22 protein-coding genes and 6 pseudogenes are annotated in these 22195 nt (G+C 70.9%); 7 read left to right on the forward strand and 21 right to left on the reverse strand.

The window, feature by feature from the left end:
* Positions 1-65: 65 nt before the first annotated feature.
* Positions 66-830, forward strand: coding sequence for a hypothetical protein (locus OV079_RS51985; protein ID WP_267778085.1), 765 nt, complete (start codon positions 66-68; stop codon positions 828-830).
* Between the two features lie 70 nt (positions 831-900).
* Here OV079_RS51985 and OV079_RS56940 read toward each other — a convergent pair whose 3' ends face one another.
* From OV079_RS56940 to OV079_RS52005, 5 genes and pseudogenes are all read right to left on the reverse strand, one after another.
* Positions 901-1260, reverse strand: a complete 360-nt coding sequence (locus OV079_RS56940) for an MYXO-CTERM sorting domain-containing protein (protein WP_267778087.1) — start codon at positions 1258-1260, stop codon at positions 901-903.
* Positions 1215-1919: an FG-GAP-like repeat-containing protein gene (locus tag OV079_RS51995; protein ID WP_267778088.1), complete on the reverse strand. Its 705-nt coding sequence runs from the start codon at positions 1917-1919 to the stop codon at positions 1215-1217. The genes OV079_RS56940 and OV079_RS51995 overlap by 46 nt, the downstream gene beginning before the upstream one ends.
* 54 nt (positions 1920-1973) lie before the next feature.
* Positions 1974-2120 (reverse strand): annotated as a pseudogene (locus tag OV079_RS60245) (hypothetical protein); the annotation flags it as partial.
* 134 nt (positions 2121-2254) lie between these two features.
* A pseudogene (locus OV079_RS60250) lies at positions 2255-2857 on the reverse strand (FG-GAP-like repeat-containing protein); the annotation flags it as partial.
* A gap of 8 nt (positions 2858-2865) precedes the next feature.
* The gene (locus OV079_RS52005; RefSeq protein ID WP_267778091.1) at positions 2866-4089 is read right to left on the reverse strand and encodes a hypothetical protein; all 1224 of its coding nucleotides are present in this window, start codon (positions 4087-4089) and stop codon (positions 2866-2868) included.
* 689 nt (positions 4090-4778) lie between these two features.
* Between OV079_RS52005 and OV079_RS52010 the strand changes: the two genes are divergently transcribed.
* Positions 4779-5627, forward strand: a complete 849-nt coding sequence (locus tag OV079_RS52010) for a hypothetical protein (RefSeq protein ID WP_267778092.1) — start codon at positions 4779-4781, stop codon at positions 5625-5627.
* 528 nt (positions 5628-6155) lie between these two features.
* Here the strand turns inward: OV079_RS52010 and OV079_RS52015 are convergent.
* Positions 6156-6296: a hypothetical protein gene (locus tag OV079_RS52015; protein WP_267778094.1), complete on the reverse strand. Its 141-nt coding sequence runs from the start codon at positions 6294-6296 to the stop codon at positions 6156-6158.
* 368 nt (positions 6297-6664) lie between these two features.
* Here OV079_RS52015 and OV079_RS52020 point away from each other — a divergent pair, with 368 nt between their 5' ends.
* Entirely contained in the window at positions 6665-7174 is a 510-nt protein-coding gene (locus OV079_RS52020) for a BON domain-containing protein (protein WP_267778095.1), read from the forward strand.
* Positions 7175-7491: 317 nt separating this feature from the next.
* Here the strand turns inward: OV079_RS52020 and OV079_RS52025 are convergent, their stop codons facing one another.
* The 7 genes and pseudogenes from OV079_RS52025 to OV079_RS52060 form a co-directional block, all read right to left on the reverse strand.
* Positions 7492-7923: a sigma-70 family RNA polymerase sigma factor gene (locus OV079_RS52025; RefSeq protein ID WP_267778845.1), complete on the reverse strand. Its 432-nt coding sequence runs from the start codon at positions 7921-7923 to the stop codon at positions 7492-7494.
* A 1029-nt stretch (positions 7924-8952) separates the two neighbouring features.
* On the reverse strand, positions 8953-9438 hold the full coding sequence (locus OV079_RS52030; RefSeq protein ID WP_267778096.1) for a metallophosphoesterase family protein: 486 nt from the start codon (positions 9436-9438) through the stop codon (positions 8953-8955).
* Positions 9439-9588: 150 nt separating this feature from the next.
* Positions 9589-9992: pseudogene (locus OV079_RS60255) on the reverse strand (nuclear transport factor 2 family protein).
* 92 nt (positions 9993-10084) lie between these two features.
* Complete coding sequence (locus OV079_RS52045) at positions 10085-10384, reverse strand: hypothetical protein (RefSeq protein ID WP_267778100.1); 300 nt, start codon at positions 10382-10384, stop codon at positions 10085-10087.
* A gap of 80 nt (positions 10385-10464) precedes the next feature.
* Positions 10465-10833, reverse strand: coding sequence for a hypothetical protein (locus OV079_RS52050; protein ID WP_267778101.1), 369 nt, complete (start codon positions 10831-10833; stop codon positions 10465-10467).
* The gene (locus tag OV079_RS52055) at positions 10826-12562 is read right to left on the reverse strand and encodes a hypothetical protein (RefSeq protein WP_267778103.1); all 1737 of its coding nucleotides are present in this window, start codon (positions 12560-12562) and stop codon (positions 10826-10828) included. Before OV079_RS52055 ends, OV079_RS52050 begins: the two co-directional genes overlap by 8 nt.
* Positions 12563-12709: 147 nt before the next feature.
* Positions 12710-13486 carry a hypothetical protein gene (locus OV079_RS52060; RefSeq protein ID WP_267778104.1) on the reverse strand — a complete coding sequence of 259 codons (777 nt, stop codon included), beginning with the start codon at positions 13484-13486 and terminating at the stop codon, positions 12710-12712.
* 279 nt (positions 13487-13765) lie between these two features.
* Between OV079_RS52060 and OV079_RS60260 the strand changes: the two are divergent.
* The 3 genes and pseudogenes from OV079_RS60260 to OV079_RS52070 form a co-directional block, all read left to right on the forward strand.
* Positions 13766-13900, forward strand: a pseudogene (locus OV079_RS60260) (DUF4254 domain-containing protein); the annotation flags it as partial.
* A gap of 145 nt (positions 13901-14045) precedes the next feature.
* Positions 14046-14141: pseudogene (locus OV079_RS60265) on the forward strand (DUF4254 domain-containing protein); the annotation flags it as partial.
* A gap of 130 nt (positions 14142-14271) precedes the next feature.
* Entirely contained in the window at positions 14272-15168 is an 897-nt protein-coding gene (locus tag OV079_RS52070; RefSeq protein ID WP_267778107.1) for a spermine/spermidine synthase domain-containing protein, read from the forward strand.
* Here the strand turns inward: OV079_RS52070 and OV079_RS52075 are convergent.
* From OV079_RS52075 to OV079_RS52105, 8 genes and pseudogenes are all read right to left on the reverse strand, one after another.
* Positions 15075-16724: a tetratricopeptide repeat protein gene (locus OV079_RS52075; RefSeq protein ID WP_267778108.1), complete on the reverse strand. Its 1650-nt coding sequence runs from the start codon at positions 16722-16724 to the stop codon at positions 15075-15077. The two genes, OV079_RS52070 and OV079_RS52075, sit on opposite strands and share 94 nt — an antisense overlap.
* Positions 16711-16959 (reverse strand): annotated as a pseudogene (locus OV079_RS60270) (tetratricopeptide repeat protein); the annotation flags it as partial. The pseudogene OV079_RS60270 and the gene OV079_RS52075, both read right to left, overlap by 14 nt.
* Before the next feature lie 67 nt (positions 16960-17026).
* On the reverse strand, positions 17027-17320 hold the full coding sequence (locus tag OV079_RS52080) for a hypothetical protein (protein ID WP_267778111.1): 294 nt from the start codon (positions 17318-17320) through the stop codon (positions 17027-17029).
* Between the two features lie 196 nt (positions 17321-17516).
* Positions 17517-18113: a hypothetical protein gene (locus tag OV079_RS52085; protein ID WP_267778115.1), complete on the reverse strand. Its 597-nt coding sequence runs from the start codon at positions 18111-18113 to the stop codon at positions 17517-17519.
* Positions 18114-18256: 143 nt separating this feature from the next.
* Positions 18257-18703, reverse strand: coding sequence for a DUF2589 domain-containing protein (locus OV079_RS52090; protein WP_420829478.1), 447 nt, complete (start codon positions 18701-18703; stop codon positions 18257-18259).
* 111 nt (positions 18704-18814) lie between these two features.
* Complete coding sequence (locus OV079_RS52095; protein WP_267778117.1) at positions 18815-19369, reverse strand: DUF2589 domain-containing protein; 555 nt, start codon at positions 19367-19369, stop codon at positions 18815-18817.
* Between the two features lie 15 nt (positions 19370-19384).
* Positions 19385-19645, reverse strand: coding sequence for a hypothetical protein (locus OV079_RS52100; RefSeq protein ID WP_267778119.1), 261 nt, complete (start codon positions 19643-19645; stop codon positions 19385-19387).
* Positions 19646-20825: 1180 nt separating this feature from the next.
* Positions 20826-21125, reverse strand: coding sequence for a hypothetical protein (locus OV079_RS52105; protein ID WP_267778120.1), 300 nt, complete (start codon positions 21123-21125; stop codon positions 20826-20828).
* 546 nt (positions 21126-21671) lie between these two features.
* Here OV079_RS52105 and OV079_RS52110 point away from each other — a divergent pair.
* Positions 21672-22076, forward strand: coding sequence for a hypothetical protein (locus OV079_RS52110; RefSeq protein ID WP_267778121.1), 405 nt, complete (start codon positions 21672-21674; stop codon positions 22074-22076).
* The last annotated feature ends 119 nt before the right edge of the window (positions 22077-22195 follow it).

The raw sequence follows: 22195 nt of genomic DNA on the forward strand, positions 1-22195 counted from the left end.
GCGGTCGCGTTCACGCGGGGTCGACGGCGTTGATCCTCGCAGGCGCTCCGCGGCGCTACCCGGGCATGCATATCTTGACGACTTTTGCGGCGGCCTGTCTGTCGCTGCTCGCCGTGGCTGCTCCGGCGCGCGCGCAGGGCCCGAACTATTCGGTCACGGCGCACGCGGTCACCGGCGGGACGCCGGGCGCCGGCGCCTCTTATCTCGGGCCGCTGATGGGCCAGACCTCCGTCGACGCGCAGCACGACCCGGCCGGCGTCACCTGGGCCCACTATTACACGCAGATCCTCTACTCCGACGCCGGCGCGTTCGCGTGGACCGACCTCGGCTCGCTGGCCAGCCACGTCACCGCCGAGGCCCAGCGGGTCGACGCGACCAACTTCCCGGGCGCGGTCTCGGCCAACACCACCAATCGCTTCCAGGACCGCTTCGTCGTCGCCTCGGACAGCTTGCCGAAGAACACGCCGGTGACCCTGACCTTCCGCGCGGCGCTGGCGGTCGAGTGGGACGGCTCGGGGCTGTACGACGGCCGCGCGACCTGTACCGTGCAGGTCGGCGCGAGCTCGGCGACGCCGAAGTGGAGCGACGCGTGGAACAAGGGCGAGGATGAGGCCGAGAGCCTGCTGGTGGTCGTCAAGACCACGGTCGGCGCGACCCTGTGGATCTCCGGCCGCCTCGACACGATGGCCTACGCCTCCTTCATGGCGCCGGGGCCGCTGTACGGCGGCGAGATGGCGATCGACGCCAGCTGTCAGACGCCGCTCGTCGACGCCACGCCCGGGGTGCACCTCGTCACCGAGTCGGGCTTCGACTACGCGACGCTGCAGTGAGCCGCGCGCGCGGCTTGGGGTCGCGCGAGCGCATCGCAGCGCTCGCGCGCGACGGCCCGTGGCGCGGACCTCAGCGGCGGCGGCGGCGGAGCAGGACCACGGCGCCGAGCACCGCGAGCCAGCCGGAGCCGCGGTCGCCGTCGCTGGCGCAGCCGCAGCCGCTGCTGTCGGTCATGCCGGAGCCGGTGGCGCCGTCCGACGATTCGTCGCCGCCGCTGCTCGCGTCCGTCGTGCCGGCGTCGGAGGTGGCGCCGGTGGTCGGCGTCCCGCCGGTGGTCGGCGCCTCGCCGGTGGTCCCGGGCGTCCCGGTGGTGCCGTCATTGCCGGTCGTCGCCGTGGTGTCGCCGTCGGAGGTGTCGCCGTCGGAGGTGTCGCCGTCGGAGGTCAGTTCGGGCGCGCGCCGGCCTCGTACGATTGATCGGCGGCGCACGCGGTGTTGCCATTCGTGTCCTCTGCACATACGCGGAAGACGATGACGCCCCTCGCGGGCGGGAGGACGACGCGGAACAGATCGCCGCCCATGAAGACGGCGTCGACGGTGGTGGGGGCGCCGTCGGGGTCGATCTCGGCGTAGGCGCGAGCGAGCCGCGGGCCCTCGTCGGTGACCGTGCGGTCGCTGACCGCGAAGCGGATCACCGGCGCGTCGTCGAATCTGACCGGGAGGGACACCTCCTCGACCGCGATCAGCTTCGGCGGCTGGGCGTCGACCGGGTCGGCGTCGCCGGCGAGGTAGACCTCGTCGGAGCTGCCGCACTCGCCCTGGCCGGTGACGAGGTCGAGGCGGCCGTCGTCGTCGAGGTCGCCGAATTCGGCCCACAGGCTGCAATCGGTCGGCCCAGGGAACACCCCGGCCATGGCGGAGAAGTTGCCGTCGCCGTCGTTGACGAGGTAGCGCTCGGGGCTGCTCAGCGAGACGACGACCGCGTCGAAGTCGCCGTCGTCGTCGATGTCGGCGCAGACCACCCCGTTGTCGTCGTCACCGCCGCCGTTGCCGGTCACGCGCGCCATGGTCTCGTCGGTGAAGCCGCCGGCGCCGTCGTTGATGAGAAGCTGCTCGTTGTAGCCGCCGCCGATGTTGTCGATCCACACGTCGAGGTCGCCGTCGCCGTCGACGTCGCAGACGCCCGGGTTGTAGTGAAAGCCGCCGTTGGCGGCCGGCGGGAAGTCGGCGGCGGTGAACTGGCCGCTGCCGTCGTTTTTCCACAGGTTGCCGCCGCCGTTGGCGTGGGGATTGACGAGCAGGTCGAGGTCGAAGTCGCGGTCGACGTCGAGGAGGTCGAAGTCGTCGATGTCCGCGCCCGCGAGCTGATCCGGGAGCGCGCCCGGACCTCCTCGAAGACGCCGGCGCCGTCGTTGCGGTAAAGCCGGGCGAACTGGGCCGCGCCGCCGCCCTGCGAGTAGCCGTCGCCGGCGAGGATGTCGAGGTCGCCGTCGCCGTCGACGTCGCCCATGCGCGCCGCGGCGCCCTGCGGGAACGAGCCGGCGGGCAGGCGCGTCGCGGCCTCGTCGGTGAACACGCCCATGCCGTCGTTGATGAAGAGGACGTGCGGCCCGCCGGCGCCGTCGGGGGCGTAGAGGTCGGGGTCGCCGTCGCCGTCGACGTCGCCGACGGCGACCTGGCGGACGTTGCCGACGTAGTCGCCGACGGCCGCGGCCGACTCGTTGCTGAAGTCGGCCATGCCGTTGTTGAGGTAGACGACCAGCGGCTGCGGCTTGTCGGCGCCGGCGAAGAAGTCGGCGTAATTGGCGAGCAGGATGTCGAGGTCGCCGTCGCCGTCGAGGTCGGTGACGCGGAGGTGATTGGTCCAGCAGCCCTGGCCGTTGCAGGCCTGCGGATCGAGGGCGTCGGGCACGAGCTCGTAGGCCGACGCCGGGGAGGTCGAGAGCAGGAGGGCGAGGGCCGCGGCGAAGGGGATGGTATGGCGATTCAAGGTAATGCCTCCGGTGTTTCGCAGGTGCGGTCGCAGTGGACCACGGATCGTCGACCGACCGGCGGAGCGCGGCGGATGGGCTCGCGCAGCGGGCATAATAAAGCTCACGGGACGATCGGTGTCAGCGCGGCGCTGTCGGTCGTCGACATCGCCGCTGAGGTCGACGAGGCCCAGCGGCGGCTCCCAGCCGATTGGCGGCGCGCACCGTGGCGATCAGCGCCTGGCGACGGGATGTCGCCGGACGCTGATCGCCGCGGCGCGCATCGTGGCGTGGCGCTCGGCGCCTGGCGACGGGATGTCGCCGGACTCGTAGCAAAGGGCGCTGGTGGTATTCGTCTCTGGAAGCGCCGATTCAGGCGGCGCCCGAGGCGTGAGCGCGGTGTCATCGAGAGCGCGAAAATCAGGCGTGTGCCGTCGCGCCCGTCAGAGCCCAGCGCGCCGCGGTCCCACGGGCCCTGCGGCGGCCGCAGTTGCTGGGCGATGTCGGTCGTGACGACGCCGTAGGCGGGCAGACCGAACACGTTGAGGCCGGTGTCGACGGCCTGACCGCCCGCCTTGGGGTGGAGGTCGCCGTTCATCGCGTCGACGAACACCGAGGCCGGCGTGGCCGCGCCGCTGACGTCGTCGCCGGCGCTCAGCAGCGGGGCAGGGTGGATCGCGTTGTCGGCGAAGCCGAAGATCAGGTTGCCCTCGCTGGTGGTGATCTCGACGCCGACGTCGCCCGCATTCACCGCAGTCTGCCCGCCGCCCGCGCTGAAGAAGATGTTGTTGGTCAGCTTCCAGCGCATCATCACCGCGGCGTCGCCGGAGCCGCGAATCGCCTCGCTGGCGCCGATCACGGTGTTGTTGGTCAGGGTGAACGACATGTCGTCGCTGCCGCAGCTGTAGAAGTCGATCGCGCTGCCGCCGGAGCCGGCCGTCTCGATCACGTTGTTGCGCATCAGCAGCGACACCGGGGCGGGGAAGCACGAGCCGTAGCCGCCGATCGCGTCGGTGGCGAAGCCGCCGCCGTCCTGGCAGATCCGGTTGCCGTCGAGCACCCCCTGGCCGGCGTGCAGGGCGTGGTTGCCGTACTCGACCGCGCTGACGACGAAGGTCTGCGGCGCGTCCGAGCGCACGTAGATGTCGTTGCAGCGCAGCACCGAGACGCCGCCGGAGCAGGCGCTGGCGACGATGCCGTAGAGGTTGAGGGTGTTCATGTCGCCGCCGGAGGTGGCGACGATCTCGACGTAGTTGCGCACCAGCGTGCCGGCGCCGACGAAGTGGTGCGGGTAGCTCCACGCGTCGGCGTGCAGCGGGCTTGCGATCATGCGAAAGCCGCCGAACACCGCGCCGTTGTGGTCGAGGTTGAGCCGACCGTAGAAGGTCGGGGTGGAGGTCCGGGTCCCAGGCGGAGAAGGTGCCGTCGAAGCCGCCCTTGATCGTCAGCTCCTTGCCGACGTAGACCTCGGCCGAGGCGTACTGGCCCTCGGCGACGCGCAGGGTGCTGCCGGCCGGGGCGGCGCCGACGGCGTGGCACAGGGTTCGCCACGCGGTCTCGGGGGTGGTGCCGTCGTTGGCGTCGTCGCCGGTCTGGGCGCTGACGTGGAACACCGGGCCGGGCTCGGCGATCGGGCACGGCAGGCTCTGGGCCGGCGGGAATTGCTGGCGGCAGCCGGACACGAGCGGCGGCTCGTCCGGGATCGTCAGCTTGACGCACACGCCGGCGCCCGCGCTGCAGCTGCCCGGGCCGCACACGCCGGGGCCGTCGGCGACACCGTCGCAGTCGTTGTCGAGGCCGTCGCACACCTCGGGCCCCGGCGCGACGCAATCGACGCAGCCGACGCCGTCGACGCACAGGTGCCCGCATTCCTCCATCGACGGGACCTCGCCCTCGCAGCCGATGGCGATGTTGCCCTCGCAGACGACGCCGTCGACGCACGCCTCGCCGGTGGTCATGACCTCGCCGGTGGTCATGGTTTCAGTGGTCGAGCCGGTGGTCGAGGTCGAGCTCGAGGTCGAGGTCGAGACGTCACTGGTGGTCGTCGAGGTCGAGGTCGGCTCGACGGTGCCGGTGGTGCCGGTGGTGCCGGTCATCGAGTCGGTGCCGCCGGTGTCGGTCGTCGTCGGGAGCGAGGCCGTCGTGCCGGTGCTGCTGCTCGTCTCGCCGGTGCTCGTCGAGGCGGTGTCCGACGCCGTGCCGACAGTGCTGGTCAGGTCGTCGCCGCAACCGGCGAGGAGGACGACGAAGAACGATCCGAGGGAGGCGACGAGGGTGCGCATGCGATCGGCGATCTTACTCCGCCGGGCCGCCGCCGGGGCGCTCGCTCGTGGCCGGGCGACACCGCTCGCAGCGGACACGACGGCCTGCACGGCCGACTCGAACGGGAACACCGAGCGTGCGCGCGCGGACGGTCATCGGCGCGAGCGGCCGCGGTCGCGCCGGCCGGGCTCTCGGGCGAGCGCCGCCCACGAAGAAAAGAAGTTCGCACTTCCTTTAAAATCGAGCGAGACGTTTGGCGCCCGTCAGCTCGAGCACCGCCGGCCGGCCGTCTCCGGAAGAATTCCGGACGAAACGACATGGTCGGCCGCTCGTCGGCATCCGGGAGAGCCGCGAAACGCTCTCGCGGGGCGCACGCGTGGTCGAGCGTCGAGCTTCCGCGAGGTCGCCCGATTCCGGTATGGGCAGCACGATCTCGGCTGTTCCCATTGTTCGGCGAAGGACGTCCGTGGCTGCTCGCGCGGGTACCGTGAACACGACGGGGTATCCATATTAAAATACGCTCGAGTCGCTGCGATGAATCGTCGTTGCCGGCTCGGGGGCGCAGGGACGCACCTGTCGTCTGGCGGGACACTCGGGCGTGGCGGTGTGGGAATCGGCCGGTAGAATCCCTGGCTGCGGTGATTTCGGCGGCGGGGCCGCCGAGCGCGCGAGCCTCGGTCCAGCTCGCTCTTGTCGTATTGCCGAGGGATGTCGAATTCGCGGCGACGAAGAGGCGCTGCGAGGCGTCGTGACAAGGGGGATCCCCAGCGGCGGTTGCTGCGCACAATCGATGCGGCAGGCGCCGCGAATCCACGTAGGGCCGCTTTATATGCGGTTCGGGTAGCTCGGGAGCGCGCTGCTCCCATGCTCTGCGCGCCGAGGCGACCCGCGTGGTCGCCCATTCCACGTCCAACCGAATCGAGAAGGAGAGGTTTCCATGCGACAGGATGATCGTCGTCACATGCAAGAGGAGCAGAACTACGGCCGCCGGACCCGGCAGTCCCACGAGCACGAGGGCCGCGAGCGCGGCGAAGAGATGCGCGGGATGTCGGGCCGCGACGAGCGCCTCACCCGCCGTCGCTACGATGACGAGGGCGCGGAGTTCGAGGAGCAGCGCGGCGGAGAATCCATGCATCAGGGCGGCTACGGCCGCTATGAAGGCCAGGGTTCACTCTCGGCGGTCAGGGCCAATACCGCGAGCATGGACAGTACGGGCAGCAGTACGGCGGGCAAGGCCAGTACGGCCAGCAGGGCTACGGCGGGCAGTACGGGATGGGCCAGCACGGCGGGCACGGCCAGGGCCAGTACGGGATGGGCCAGTACGGCGGGCAGGGCCAGTACGGCGGGCAGGGTATGGGCGGCTACGGCGGGCAGTACGGCCCGCAGGGCGGCTACGGCGGCCAGCAGGGCATGGGCGGCTACGGCGGCCAGCAGGGCATGGGCGGCTACGGCGGCCAGCAGGGCATGGGCGGCTACGGCGGCCTGTACGGTCAGCAGGGCAGCTACGGCGGCCAGTACGGCCAGCAGGGCAGCTACGGCGGCCAGGGCAATACGGCCAGCAGGGCCAGTACGGGCAGGGCCAGTACGGGCAGGGGCAATACGGCCAGCAGGGCCAATACGGGCAGGGCCAGTACGGGCAGGGCCAGTACGGCGGCTCGCGGATGGGCCAGCGCTACGAGGGCGGGTTCGGCGGCGAGGGCTACCGCGAGGGCGGCTTCCAGGAGGAGATGCCGCGCCGGCGCAGCTTCGGCGAGGAAGGCCGCGGCATGAGCGGCATGGGCGGCAGGATGTCGTCGCAGGAGCGCGGGCGCTTCGCCGGGCGCGGGCCGAAGGGCTACCGCCGGTCCGACGATCGCATCACCGAGGAGATCTGCGAGGCCCTGACGCGCAACCTGTCGGTCGACGCCAGCGAGATCGAGGTGAAGGTGCATCAGGGCGTCGTGACCCTGAGCGGCACCGTCGACGACCGCGAGACCAAGCGCCTGGTCGAGGATCTCAGCGAGGACATCTCGGGCGTCCGCGAGGTCCAGAACCAGATCCGCGTCAGCCATGGCCAGCAGATGACCGGCCAGGGCGAGCAGGGCCAGACCGGCCGCACGCAGGGCGAGCAGGGCCAGACCGGCCGCACGCAGAGCACGACGACCACCGGCTCGCGCACGCGCGAGGCGTGAGCCCGTGAGCGCCGGCGCCCGAGGAGCGGCGCGCCGGTGCCTCCGACCGGCGGCAGGGAGCGGCCGGGCGAAACGAGGTGGACGCGGCCGCTACGGCCGCGTCCGCCTCGATTGCTTGCATGTCCTTGGGGACATGTGAGCCGTCGCGGCGATGAGGGACGATGTCCCCGGGGCGTGCGATTCGTCAGGCCTGCGGCGGTGATGGATGGCGTGTCTTCGAGGACATGGGTGCGATCGCGCGGAGGCCGCGATTGCAGGCATGTCTTCGAGGACATGTCGGCCGCGACCGCGCCGCGTCACGCTCCGGGGCTTCGGCTTCAGGCGGCGACGAGCTGGCGGCGCAGGCGGGCGCGGGCGCGGGACAGCCGGACCGAGACGTTGCGCTCGGTGATCCCGAGGGTCTCGGCGATCTGGGCGTACGAGTGCCCGGAGAGGTGCAGCGCCATCACCGACTCGAGGTTGTCGGGCAGGTCCGTCAGCGCTTGCTCGATGCGCGCCCGCTGGTCCGCGCGCACCATCGCCGACTCGATACACGCGGCAGGGTCGGCCACGCTCGCCGGGTCGACCGCCGCGCCCATGTCCTTGCGCCGGCGGACGTGGCGGAAGCAACAGTAGCGGGCCACCCGGTAGGCGAAGGTCTTGAGCGACGACTCGCCGCGGAACATCGGCAGCGCTCGCCACAGCGCGAGGGCGATGTCCTGCTCGAGATCGGCGCGGTCGGCCGCGCTGCGGCTGTAGCTGGCCGCCATCTGCGACAGGCCGGGGCCGTGCTCGGCCACGGTGCCGGCCAGCGCCCGCGGCGGGCTCGCTCGTCGCCCTCCTCGGTGCCGGTGCCGGCCGCCAGCGGCGTCGGATGGGTCGCCGGCGCGGCGCCGCTGGCCCGGTAGCCGAAGTCGCCGGCCGAGGCGAGCCGCTCGTCGATGCCCCACAGCTGCCCGGCGAGGGTGCGCACGACCTCGGCCGGCGCGCCCTCTTCGGTGAGGGTGCGGCGCACGGCCTCGACGTCGACCCCGAGGCCCGCCAGGCGCTCGCGGTCGCCGGCCGGCAGCGCCTCGACCAGGCCGATCCACACGAACACCTGGTCGCGGATGGCGGTGAGCGGGGCGCGTCCCTCGGAGACCCCGAGCAACAGCTCGCGCCAGCCGTTGCGGGTCGGTTCGGCGGCGTCGGCCGGCCAGTCGGCGGCCTGGATGCTGGCGCGGCGCAGCTCGGAGGTGAGCGTCCGCGTCTGCTGAATCACCTTCACCAGCGGCCGGGACAGCCCGGTGAGCCGGAGCGGGCGCGACGGCGAGGGGCCGAAGGCCGGGCGGGCCAGGAGCAGCTGCGGCAGCGCTCGCATCAGCCACCGCGCCGCCGTCAGGGCCAGCGCCCACAGGCGCATCGTCGGCATCACCAGCACGGTGAGCAGACCCATCCCGTAGACCAGGTACACGAGCGCCTGGGCGAGCAAGGTGTAGGGGTCTATGGCCAGCAGATCGGTCATCGCGGAGCCCGAGTGTCGCGCGCCAACAGAACCCTACACGACCATGACGAATTTTTTCGCGGCGGGGCTGTAGGCGAGGACGGAGCCGCTGCAGGCGACGAGCCGATTCCGCAGCGCCCCGGCACGGAGACCGGGCGGCGGGGGCGAAATCGCGCCAGCAGGTGAGCACGCGTGGGTGCGAGGCTGGCGGACACGCGGACGACTCGTCGCCCTGGCCGCGCCGGCGGGCGAGGATTCGACGGGAGCTCTCATGATTGAGAGTAGATGTCTCTCGGGGCAATCGCGGGCCGCGAGGTCAGCCGGCGGCAGGCACGAGGTCGACGAATTCGACGGTGGGCGCGCCGGCGCCGAGGTGCAGGCGCGCGAGGCAGATCGGCAGCTTGAATCGACGCGGGCCGGCCGAGCCGGGGTTGAGGTAGAGGACGGCGTGGTCGTACGATTGTTCGGGCTTGTGCGAATGGCCCGAGATCACCACGTCGATGCCGGCGTCTCGCGGGTCGACGGCGAGGTCGGCGAGGTCGTGGAGCACGTGGAGCCGGGCGCCGCCGAGGCGCACGTCGGCGGTCTCCGGCAAGCTCCGGCCCCAGCGGTCGAGATCGTTGTTGCCGCGCACGAGGGTGAGCGGCGCGATCGCGGCGAGCGCGTCGAACACCGCCTGCCCGCCGACATCGCCGGCATGGACGATGTGGTCGGCCCCGGCCAGCGCGGCGAGGGCCTCGGGCCGGACGAGGCCGTGGGTGTCGGAGATCACGCCGACGACGACCGGCTTGGGAGAGGTCATGCGCGGACGATCTAGCACGAGTCGACGACTGCGGGAGTTGCGACGAGTTCCAGGGCGCCGGCAGCGAGCTCGGCCATCGCTGGGTCGTGATCGCTGGAGGGCGAACGTGGCGGGCGGACGGCCCTGCGGCGCTGCTCGACGCTGCCGATGCTAGGCAGCAGATCCCGCGGGCGCGCAGGCGCGGGCGATCGCAGCGGTGTCCCAGTAGAACGGGTGGACCTCGGCGATCCGTCCCTCCTCGACGGTGATGGTCTGCAAGATCGGGAAGTCGAGCTCGCGGCCGGTGGCACGCGCACGCGCACGGACGTGGGTCCTCACCACCACCGGGTTCTCCGTCGCCAGGAACTCCTGGCTGACCAGGTCGAACACCTCCACGTCCCGCTCATGACGAGGAAGAACCGCTCCAGGCCCGCGTGGCCGCGCCAGATGCCGCCGTAGGGCAGCCCCTCGGCCTGAAACAGGACGACGTCGGGGGCGAAGAACGGCGCGAGCGTGGCGAAGTCGGCCTTGCCGGGCCCGCCAGCGGCCAGATAGCGCGATTCGGCCGCGTACATGCCTTTCAGCACGGCCACGGGGGCTTTCGCGGGGTCCTGGATGGGAGCGCTCCTCTCGCCGTCGAGGAGCGTCTTTCGGCTGTCGGTGTCATTCATGGGCGCGAGCGTGCCGCATGAGGCCCCGAGTTGCTGGCCGAGCTCGGACGCGGCAGCGCCTCGTGCGCGCCGCTGTGCGAGCTCCGCGTCGCGCAGGTGGAGCGATGCGCGACGCGGGAGGAGCGCCAGAGTCCTATGATTTCTTCGCGCGCTTCTTCGCCGACGATTTCTTGCTCGCGCCGGCCGGCGTGCTCGCCTCCGTCTGCCTGGCGCGCTCTTTTCTTGGCGGTGCGCGCGTACATCTTGCGCAGCGACGGCTCGGTCTCCGCCTTGGCCACGACCTCGAGGGCCCACACGGCGTGCTCCTGCGTGAGGCTCAAGGCGGCGAACGTCGCCGCGCTGCGGACGAACAGGTCGGGATCGGTCAAGGCGCGCGTCAGGTGCTCGCGCAGCTCGGGCGACAGGACGTCGTACTCGAGCAGGCACAGCCGGCGCAGCCACGGCAGGGCCTCGCGGGGCTCGGCGCGGCCGCGGCTGCCTGCAGCAGGTCCGCGTACGGCACGGTCCCCAGCGCCTGCGTGAGCTCTTCGAGCGCCTCGGCGTGGACGATCGCGTAGCGCTCGCCGAGGACGTGGGCCTCGCACAGGGTCACGCTCGCGCCGGCCGGGTGGCGCCAGTCCTGGAGGCGGTAGCCGAGGTGCGTGCGCGGCTCGAGGCCGGCGCGGGCGTAGCCGAGAGCGCGCAGGCGGGCTTCGAGCTCGGCGCGCGGGAGCGTGGGGTCGGGCATCATGCGCAGGTCAGGCATCGTCCTGCTCCTCGGTGTCGCGGATGCTGTCGTAGAGGTCGGCGGGCTCGCCGTGCTCGTCCACCTGCGGCGGCGGGATGCCCTGGGCCAGCACCGCGGTGATCTGGGCCCGCAGCTCGGCGCTGGCGGTCCGGCTGCCCAGCTCCTCGAGCAAGAACTGCCAGTTGTACTGCAGCGCGGCGTTGGCCACCGCGACCTGATCGGCCTCGTCGCGGGCGAGGGCGGCGCGGGCGATCCGGGCCGCCTCGACGATGTCGTCGGAGACGACGGCGAGGGCTGCGCTGACCAGCGCGCCGCGCTGGCGGAGGTCGGTCTCGCCGGCGATCGTGGCCTCGAACCAGGCGGCGTCGAGGAACAGGAAGCCGTGCAGCGCGGCGGCGACGTCGAGGGGCAGGTCCGCGGGGAACGGCGCGTCGACGATCTTGTTGAGCTCGGCGATGACCTCGGACGCGAAGCGGCTCGGGCGGTAGGTGACCTCCCAGACGTAGCGGCCTTCGGTGTGCATCTCGATGGCGACGAAGGCCCGCGAGAACCAGGCGCGACGGGTGAAGCGCGGGAGGGAGTCGGCGAGCTGCTCGCGGATCTCCCGCAAAGCCACGACCTCCTGGAGGGCCGACAACTTGCCGGCGTCGTGCAGCGGGTCGTCGACGAAGGCGCTGCCCCAGGCGTGCGGAGTGACGACGGGGCTGAAGTTGAAGTGGCGGTCGAGCTCGTGCGGACCGGCGGGCTCGAGCTCGCCGGAGTAGGGGCTGGGCACGCGCAGGAAGCCGGCCTCGCCCATGAACGCGCGCACGGTCTTCGCCTCGGCGAGGTCGAGCGGCGGAGTGTGCGGGCCGAACTCCGTCAGCGCCTGCTCGATCGCCGCTCGCGTGGCGGGCAGCGGCACGAACAGCGCGGCGGGCAGCGCGGGGTCGGGGGTGTACCAGAGCCGACCCGGCTCCGCGGGATCGAGGTAGAACGACGGGATGAACTCGCGGTCGCGAGCGCCGCGCTGCGCCGGTCCGGTCGCCCACAGTCGCAGCGGCTGCGCGCGCGCTTGACAGGCGTCCCACAGCGCGGGCGACCACAGGACGCCGAGCGTCCAGTTGTCGGCGTAGCGCTCGCGCAGCGCCTGGCCGGCCTCCTTGGACGCGTCGTCGTCGACGGCGCGGACGCCCAGATCGGCGACGGCCTCGGCGAGCTCGCGCAGCGGGGCGAGCGAGCCGACGAGCCATTCGGCGGGCGGGGTGGTCTTTCTGGCGATCGCGGCGGGCTTCTTCGCGGGGGCTGCAAGGTCCGCAGGCTTCTTGCTCGTCGCTCTGCTTCGCAGAGTGCTTGGCCGGCGCGGACTTCTTGGTCGTCTGCTTCGCGGCGGCCGTCCTCGGCGTCGCCTGCTTCTTCGCGGGGGCCTCGGCGGGGCGGGCTTTGCTCGGCGCTTTGGCCTGCTTCTTCGCGGGGGTCTCGGCGGGGGCGGGCTTCTTGCTCGGCGCTTTGGCCTGCTTCTTCGCGGGGGCCTCGGCGGGGGCGGGCTTCTTGCTCGGCGCTTGGCCTGCTTCTTCGCGGGGGTCTCGGCGGGGGCGGGCTTCTGCTCGGCGCTCGCCTGCTTCTTCGCGGCGGTCTTGGCCGTCGCGGGCTTGGTCTTCTTCGCCGGGGTCGGCGGCGCGGCAGTGGAGGTCTTGCTCTTCGCCTTGCCGACCTTCGCTGTCCTGGCGGGCTTCGCCGCCGCGGTTCTCTTCTTCGTCGCCGTCATCCTCGCCGCCCTTCGTCGACCGCGCCTCGCGGGGCCGGCGATTTTTACCACGGTCGGGCCGGCGCCGAGCGGACTGGGCCGCGGGCCACTTGCTGCGGATGATCCGCGCGATCCGCCTGCTCGGCGCCGAGGGCATCATCACCGGCATCAACCCGGGATCGCCCAGACGCTCGTGACGCAGGGCATGGACCTCCGCGACATCGTGGTCCACGCGACGCTGCGCGAGGCGCTGAAGCACTGCATCACCGCGGGGTCGGCCGGGCGCGCGTCGGCGAGGTGCAATGCCCTAAAGGGCATGTTTTTAGAGACATGTCCTTCGGGGAATAAGAGGGCCGCGCCGGGAGGCGGGTCGCTGCGGGCTAGGTCGCCTTGCGCCTTGCAGAGCCCGGGGCCCGGGCAATCGCCGAGGCGGCGCGGGGCGATGCTGTCGGTGTCCTTGGGGCCGTTCTTGGCGCTGTTGCAGCCCTTGTGGGCCGGCAGCAGGTTGTTCTCGTCCTGCAGCACCGCGCGCACGTCGTCGGTCAGGGCGACCTCCCAGTGGGAGCCGTTGCAGCAGACCGTCCTGGTGGCGATCCCGAGCTTGGCCCGGGCCCACGGCTCCTTGTGTTCGATGGACGGGGCGTCCCGGTCGCGGGCGCCGGCGACGATCGGCCGTCCGCACAAATAGCAGGTCCACGGCTGCTTCTGCTTGCGCCACCAATCGCGCTGGAAGTTGGCCTCGAAGCCGCGCCACTTGCCGGAGTAGATGTTCTGGCCGGCGACGGCGGTCGGCGGCGTGTTCTTGCGGGTGTCCTCCGCGAGCCGCCGCAGGGTGCCGGGGTGCCCGGTCTCGATCTTCGTCAATCGCTCCTCGAGGGCCTTGCCGGAGCGGGTTCGATAGCGCTTGTCGACCCGATCTCGGGCCTTCGTGACTTGCTGCTGCACGCGTCGCTCTTCACGGGAAGGTCGGGGTTGTGACTTGGGCATGGCTATCCTATCGATCGTCCATGCTAAGGGACGAGGACGAGGCGGACAAGCGCCGCGAATGGTGCGACGTCGCCCGCCGCGGGCGAGCAGCTCCGCTCCCGGTCTGCGGGCCGCCGCGGGCGCAAAAATGCGTCGACTCGATTCACTGGCGACCATGCGCGCTCGCATTCGCGGATGCACGCATGTCACCGCATTCGCGACTTGCGGGAGGGACCTGTATTGCATTATCATGGGGCGATGAAAGACGCGGTCCATCGGACTCTGGGTCAGCTCGTCAGCGAGCTCGCGCAGGCGAACGTCAGCCTGTGGCACGAGGAGGACCTGGCGCGCAGCCCCGACGACGCGGCGGTCGCGGCCGCGAAGCGGCGCATCGACGCGCTCAACCAGCGGCGCAACGACCTGATCGAGGCCGTCGACGCCGAGTTCATCCGACTGTCCGGGGAGCGGGGTGAGCCATGGCGGAGACCTCGGCAGCCTCGTCGACAAGATCTCGATCGTCGAGCTCAAGCGGTTCTACATGGCCCGGCAGGTCGAGCGCGAAGACGCCGGCGAGGAGCACCGGGCCGCCTGCGCCCGCCGTCTGCAGATCCTCACGACCCAGCGCGACGACCTCGTCGCCGAGCTCGATCAGCTGGCCGTCGAGGTCCTCGCCGGCCGGCGGACCCTCAAGGTCTACCGTCAATTCAAGATGTACAACGATCCGCGCTACCGCACCTCCCCGGGGCCGGTCCGGAGGCGAAGCCTTGAGCGGCAAAGAGCGCCTGTTGTTCGAGTCGCCGTCGATGTTCGATCGCCTGACGGTGACCGAAGGCGACGACGGCCTGCGCACGCCATGGTTCGGTCGGCAGCGCGTGCGCCACGGGGTGGCCAAGCTGGCGGAGCCGGCGCACCTCGAGTCGCCGTGCGTGCCGGTGATGCTGGCCGGCCTGGCGCTGGCGCGTCCGCTCCGGGACGTGTGGATGATCGGGCTGGGCGCGGGGGTGATCCCGCGATTCGTGCGCGCGTACCTGCCCGCGGCGACTGTCGAGGTGGTGGAGATCGATCCGCTGGTCATCGACGTCGCCCGCCGCTTCTTCGCGGTCGAGGCCGACGAGCGATTGCGCATTCACGAGGGCGACGGGCGCAAGCTCCTGGCCGCCGGGATTCGCCCCCAGGACGCGGTGATCCTCGACGGGCACGGCCTCGGCGGTGTGCCCGGCACCTTCGACCTGCGAATCCCTGGCGAGCGTGCGCGCGGCGCTGGCCCCGTCGGGGTGGTGGTCGCGAATGTGTGGAGCGCGGCGGCGAATCGCCACTACGACGCGACGCTCGCGACGTACCGCGAGGTGTTCGAGCGCGTGCACGTGCTCGACGTCGTCGGCCTCGGCAACAAGATCATCATCGCCAGTGCCGAGCCGGGCGCGCTCACCCGCGAGGAGGTGGTCGCGCGGGCGCACGCGCTCTCGCCGAGCAGCGGCTGCCGATCGATCTGGGGCTGCACGTCCACGGCGTTCACGCCGTCGACGATCTGCGCGTTCGCGCCAGCGCGCTCCGCGACCCGTCGTTCTCATGGTGATGCGCCGGCCGCCGCGAGCGCGCGCAGGTCGGCGGCCATCTCGGCGAACACGGGCTCCCACGTCCGGGTCGCGCTCTGGCGATAGAGCCGCATCGTCGGATACCACGGAGTATCGGCGCGGCCTCGCAGCCACCGCCAGTCGGGCGCGACCGACAGGGCGACCCACACCGGAGCGCCCAGACCGCCGGCGAGGTGCGCGGGCGCGGTGTCGCAGCAGACGACGAGGTCGAGGGCGAGCATGGCGGCGGCGAGGTCGCGGAAGTCTTCGATGCGATCGCCGAGATCGGTGATCGGGAAATCGGCGCGGGCGAGCTGTTCGGCGCCCGCTCCCCATTGCAGGCTGACGAGCTCGACGCCGGGGATGGCGGCGAGGGCGGCGAATCGCGCGAGGGGATCGATCGCAGGCGATCGCCGACGTGACGCGGATTGCCCTGCCAGACGATGCCCACGCGCAGGCCCGGGCGCCCGCCGAGCTCGCGGGCGAATCGCGCGACTCGCTCGGGTTCGGTGAACAAATAGGGGGTCTGCGCGGGCAGGTGCCGGTCGGTCGTACCGTGCAATCGCGGGAGGCTCATCAGCGGGGCGTGCAGATCGACGGGCGGCAGCGGCTCGCCCTTGTCGACGAAATGATCGATCCCGGCGGTCGCCGCGAGCAAGGACGACAGCGGCTTCTGACAGGTCACGACCACGCGACCGACCCGCGTCCGGGCCCAGGCGGCGTAGCGGATGAAGTGCAGGGTGTCGCCCAGGCCCTGCTCCGAATGCAGCAGCAGGGTCTTGTCGGGCGCGGGCGCGCCGTCCCACAGGGACGGGGTAGCGCCGCGGGGCGAATTTCTGCGATCTCCAGCGCCACTCGTATTCGTTCCAGCCGTCCTCGAAGCGGCCGAGCAGGAGCTGCATGAAGGCGACGTTCATGTGCAGCTCGGCGTCGTCCGGCTGGAGGAGGAGGGCCTTGCGGTAGCAGGCGAGCGCCTCGTGAGGCTCGCCCAGCTCGCTGAAGACGACGCCGAGGTTGTTGTGGGTCTCACGATAATGGGGGTCGAGGGCGACGGCGCGGCGGTAGCACTCGACCGCGCGCTCGAGCTGCCCCTGGGCGCGGCGCGCGTTGCCGAGGTTGTACCAGCATCTGGCGTACCCGGGCTCCAGGGCGAGGGCCTGCTGACAGTGCTGCACGCAGCCGTCCTGGTCGCCGAGCTCCGCGAGGGCGACGCCGAGGTTGTTGTGGGCCTGGGCGTGGCCCGGGTCGAGCTCGACGGCGCGGCGATAGCAGGCGACCGCGGCGTCGAGCCGGCCCTGCTGCTTGCGGATGTTGCCGAGGTTGTAGTGGGCGAGGGCGAGCCCGGGCCGCAGGTCGATGGCCCGCGCGCACTGCTCGGCGGCCTCGTCGAGCCGGCCGAGCTTCTGCAGCTCGACGCCGAGGTTGGTGCGCGCCTCGGCGTGGCCGCCGTCGAGCGCGATCACCCACTCGTAACATTCGACTGCGGCCGCGGTCCGGTCGAGCTGGCGGAGGATGTTGCCGAGGTTGTAGTGACCGGCGACGAAGTCGGGGTGCCGCTGCACCGCGCGCCGGCAGACCTCGGCCGCGCGCTCCAGCGGCCTGCTCGGCCAGGCTGATGGCGAGGTTGCCGATCGCCTCGACATGATCGGGCTGGAGCGAGAGGGCGCGCTCGTAGCAGGCGAGCGCGCCCTCGGGATCGCCGCGCTCGCGCAGGGCGACGCCGAGGTCGTTGACGATCGCGGCGTCCTCGGGACAAGCCGCGGCGGCGCGCTGCAGCAGCTGCGTGGCGGTGTCGGCCTGGCCGATCTCGCGAGCGATTCGCACGAGAGTCAACCACGCGCCGGCGTGCCCGGGGCAGCGGCGAGGATCTGCTGGCACAGGGCGGCGGCTTGCTCGATCCGGCCGGCGTGCCAGTGGCGCTCGACGTCGGTGAAGGCCTCGGTGATCATGGCGCGTAGCTGTTTCCACAGACGTCCTGGCCTTGACGGATGTGCTTCAGGATTCCGTCGCAGAGAGCCGTGAGGTGGCCTTTGTATTCATCCATCAATTTTTGGACCGCCCGCCGGGCAGCGGTAACACGTTTGTTCACCTCAGTATCTGACATTCCTGGCTTCCAGTAGTAGTCGCCGAGCTTGCCCCAGTACAGGTCTTTTCCGCTGAAGTAGATGTGAGGATGACCGTCCCCGCCGACGCCGGTGGTTGTAACTACTATTTCCAGTGTGGCATGAACCTCCATCATAATTGGGGAGGGTGAACAGGTCGTCGCGCAAGTCTTGGCCGTTGGTGTAGGCGGATACCACCTTGGCGGGGCGCTTGATCGAATTTGGCGATATCGTCACGTGGGCCCTGCCGATGTCGCCGAGTTGTGTCTTACCCCCACAAAGTCCAACCATTGCGAATGTTGAAGGCCACCTGCCACTCGCGGGGATTTGGGTTCAACCGCAGTTTCTGGACCTCTTGCAGCGCCTGGTCGACCTTCCAGTTGCGGGCGAGTGCCAGCCGGACAATTCATCGACTCGCGGGAGAAAGACCATTTTCGCGCAGCGGTCTTTCAGGCGGAAGATTTCCGAGCGACGCACGCACTCGTCGACTTCCCGTAAACCTCCCCCAACTGCCTGAGCGAGAGACTGTTCGGGGCGGCGCAGCAGGTTCGCCACTCGCAGGGACAGAATTTCTTGTCGCTCGAGATTGTCGCCGTACCACTGGGCCGTTCGCCAGAAGCGTCCGGCCCTTGCCTCGGCGAGGCGGGTTATTATTTCGTGCAGAGTCCTTGGGAGGTTACCGCTGAACTTGTTGAAAGAACCGATCAGGACGTTGACTTGTTCAAGGACGTCCCTCAGGCGCGTCGCCTCGCCGTCCTGCGAGGAGGCGGCCGATGTCAACTCGTTCCGGAGGCGGACAGAGGTGGCTCGAAGGTCAGCCACGAGCGAGCCGATATTATCTGGAACCTGCCCCAGACTTTGCCTGACCACTGTCAACTGTAGCTGGGCTTCTCTCTCGACCTCGTTGCACCGCATCTGCGCGTCGCTCACGGCCGACGCTCTTGCTCTTCGTCGAGTAGCATGAGGCCGTTGAGATCCAGCTTCTTGGGCATGACGGTGTCTCCGAATTGGCGCGCGGTGCGAAGGGCCGGGCGCCCCGGCGGGAGCCGCCGGGGCGAGTCCGGGGCGGGGCTTTACTTGCCGCCGGTCGGGATGGGCTCGATGACCGAGGCGAAGATCTGGTTCAGGCGCGACATGCCCTCGGCGGGGGGCTGCTGGGTGGCTCGCGCCGAGATGTCGTACTTGGCCGAGTGGTCGGTGCTGCGCGTGTTGCTGCTCGAGGTCGTCACGCTGCCGCTGATCGAGGCGGTGAAGCCCCAGAACGTGCCGCCGAACGACGAGCCCGCCGACGCGGTGGTGGAGGAGGTGTCGACGGTCGACCTTGACCTCCATCGTGAACGACACGGTCGCCTCCTGCATGGTAACGCAGGGATCGGCACGAGGGCCATGAGCGGCGCGTTGACCGTGATCGCCTGCTGGGAGATCTGGCCCGTGCCGGAGGTCACCGGACGATTGAGCTGGAAGGTGACCATGTTCACCTTCCCGGCCTTGGGGTCACCGTCGTAGGCGAGCTTGAACACGTACTCGAGGTAGACGCGGCACAGCTCGGCCTGGCCCTGGCGACCTCGATGATGGGGCTGCAGATCAGCAGCCCCATGGGCAGTCCGGCGAACTGTTGGGTTAACGATGAATCAGCCACTTCGATTCTCACTTTCTGTCGAAGGACAGCGACGTTTGCGACGATGGCGAGCGGTGCGATCGAGGAGCTTGTGGTAGTGCGCGGCCAGCCGGGCGATGCCCTCGCTCGCCTCGCCGCGCTTGAAGTGGACCTCGACCTCGGCGAACGAATCGGCCGGTGTGCGGCGCGCTCTCCCCGTCCTTCCCGCTCGGCTCGCCGGCGCGGCGTACGAGCGCATCGGCGCCAGGCGGGCCAGGATCTTGACCGGGCCGTCCTGCGAGGCGGCCTCGTCGAGCTCGAGCCGGAACTTGAGCTTGAGCTCGTCGATCTGCAGGGAGTTGTGGTTCACGAGGGCGACGATCGGGATCTTCCGCAGCTGATAGCTGCCGTCCGCGGCCGGGACCGGGAGCGAGACCGTCTTCGGCACGAGCGGGGTCTCGCCGTCGACGGTCGGACCGGCCTCGAAGAAGTCGAGGTATCGCGTGAGCGCGTGGTCCTCCACGGCCCTGAGGGTGTCTCCGATACCTCCGCTGATGGTGGCGAGCAATTCGTCGAGTTGTGAGGACATGGTGTGGACCTCCGATCAGCCGGCCGCGAGCTGGATGTGCAGCACCAGGTCGTCGGTGACCTCGTACTCTGCTGTAGATAGGCGAGGTCGTGGCCGACCTCGACGATTTGATGCCGCGCCTGGTCCTCGGGCAGCGGCGAATACCGCGAAGCGGCCCATGAGCATCGGCGGGCCGTCAGGCACCTTTTGAACGTAGTTCGGTTGGTAGCCGAGGTTGGCGATGAAGGGCCGCCCACGCGTGAGCTGCTCCCATTCGTTGTCATCCGAGTGAGCCAAATCGTCCGTCATGTCGAGACACCCCAATGCGCGCGGGTCGAACACGTCCGCCCGCGGCGATTCGCATGGTGGCGGCACCGTCGATTACAAGCAAGGACTAACTGTGGCGGTTAAACGCGCGTGTCGACGGTGCGCCGTATTCTTAAAGAGGAGGGCGCGAAGACGAGGGTGCGCTCATTCGTGTGCAGCGCCGATTGTCCGCTCGAACTCGTGCTGCGATCGACAGCGCCGCGGACGGCTTATGGTGGTTGCGCCGGCGAGCCGTGAGGCCGGCGAATCATTGTCGATGAAAGTCGACGATTCACGGCGGCCCGATGGCACGGCGCCGCGACCCTCGATCGGCGCCGTGCGGGCGCCGAATACCTGCAGGAGGGGACGCGCCGGGGCGGGGAGACGGCGCGCCGCGAGGGGGCAAAGGCATGCGCTCGGGCGTTCGCCGCGTCGGGGCGGCCGCGGTCGCGCCATTGTGGCGCCGGCGAGCGCGGCGCGAACGAGCGCGGCCGGGCGGCCGGAGCGAACATTCGGGTGTCTCGGAGACATGTCGTGAACGAATGTCGGCATGCCGAGGGACGAGCCATTGTTCAGGCTGAGCCACGATTGCCGGCGCAACGCCGCGCCCACGCGTGCTCGCGGGTCGATCGCCCGCTCACGAGCGGAGCCGATCCGGCGCATTCGCGGCGGCTCGCCGCCGCGTGCGACACAGACGGACCGCGAGTGCCGACGTGGGACGGCTATCGGCTGGCTGGCTGGGGCTCGTCGCAATGACGGCTGTCCCGCGGTCATCGCCGGCGGCGGCGCGGATCGACAGGGAGACGGATCTCGGTCGCGCTGACGAGAGCGTCGTCGACGGTGATAGAAAGAGGATGGCGAGGATCGGCGCGTCGATGCGAACGCGTGGGCGGGCGTGGGCGGGCGCCCGCCCACGCCGTCGAGGCGCGGCGGCGACCCTGCGCCTGCGCTGGCCACGATCCTCGGCGAGGTGTTGCATCGCAGCTCGGCCGCCCGGTGGCGGCGACGCTGCGCCCGCGCGCCGGGGCGAGGGCGGCGTCGAGGAGCGACGCTCACGCCGCTGCGTGGACGAAGTCGATGACATGTCTTGAAAGACATGTCTTTTTATATGGACGTCGGACCATGTCTGAAGAGACACGGTCCATTCGAGGATGCGCGCCGCGGGCGACGCTCACGGCTCGCGGCAGACGGCGTTGAAGCTGGTGCGGCCGAGGTAGTCCCAGCCGGCGGGGCAGATGTCGGCCTCGTCGGCGACGTCGTCGGGCCAGATCTGGCCGTCGGCGTTGCGGGTGAGGTTGACGACCGCGGCGGGGCCGGTCTGCGAGCAGGCGGCGGCGAAGGACGAGCCGCCGAGGTAGTCCCAGCCGGCGGGGCAGATGTCGGCTTCGTCGGGGACGTCGTCGGGCCAGATCTGGCCGGCGGCGTCGCGGGTCAAATAGGCGAGGGCGAGGTCGTCGGCGCCGGCGCACACGGCGTTGAAGCCGGTGCCGCCGAGGTAGTCCCAGCCGGCCGGGCAGATGTCGGCCTCGTCGGGGACGTCGTCGGGCCAGATCTGTCCGGCGGCGTTGCGGCTGAGGTTGACGATCGAGCGCGCCTCCGCGGTGCTGCAGACGGCGGCGAAGCTGGAGCCGCCGAGGTAGTCCCAGCCGGCCGGGCAGATGTCGGCCTCGTCGGGGACGTCGTCGGGCCAGATCTGGCCGTCGGCGTTGCGGGTGAGATAGGCGAGGGCGAGGCGCTGGTCGGTGGTGCAGACGGCGTTGAAGCCGGTGCCGCCGAGGTAGTCCCAGCCGGCGGGGCAGATGTCGGCCTCGTCGACGACGTTCTCGGGCCAGGTCTGGCCGTCGACGTCGCGGGTGAGGTTGACGACCGTGCCGGGGGTCTCGAGCAGGCACGCCGCGGCGAAGCTGGTGCCGCCGAGGTAGGCCCAGCCGGCGGGGCAGATGCCGGCCTCGTCGGCGTTGTCTTCGGGCCAGGTCTGGCCGTCGACGTTGCGGGTGAGGTAGGCACCCGCGACGCGGTGTCCGGGGGCTCGCCGGTCTCGCCGGTCTCGCCGGTCTCGCCGGTCGTCGATGGCGCGCCGGTGTCGGGCTCGGTGGTGGCGCCGGTGCCGGGCTCGTCGTCGGTGGTGGTGCCGTCGTCGCCGCGGGTGGTCGGGCCGCGGGTGGTCGGGTCGTCGCCGGAGGTCTGGCTCGCGGAGGCCGACTCGCCGGGCGTGGTCGTGGCGGTGGCGTCGGTGCCGGCCTCGGTGGCGCCGGAGTCGTCGTCGCCGCAGGCGGGCGCGAGGAGGAGGACGGGCGAAGCTGCAGCGGGGGACATGCGCGGCCCGTCTGCAGCGAGCCGCAGGCCGCGCAAGCTGCGACGAATCGGGGCGGACGTTCTCCTGTGCAGTGGGGCGGCGTCCTCGTCTATGCTGGTGGGGTGAATCGGCGGACTCGCGCGCGATGGTTCGTCCTCGTCCTGGCGGTGGGCCTGCCGCTCGCGTCGCTGGCCAACTCTCCGGGCGGCCCCGTTGCCGGCGCCGCCCGAGCTCGCGGGCGAGCT

This window comes from Nannocystis pusilla, from assembly GCF_026626665.1.
Classification (GTDB): domain Bacteria; phylum Myxococcota_A; class Polyangia; order Nannocystales; family Nannocystaceae; genus Nannocystis; species Nannocystis pusilla.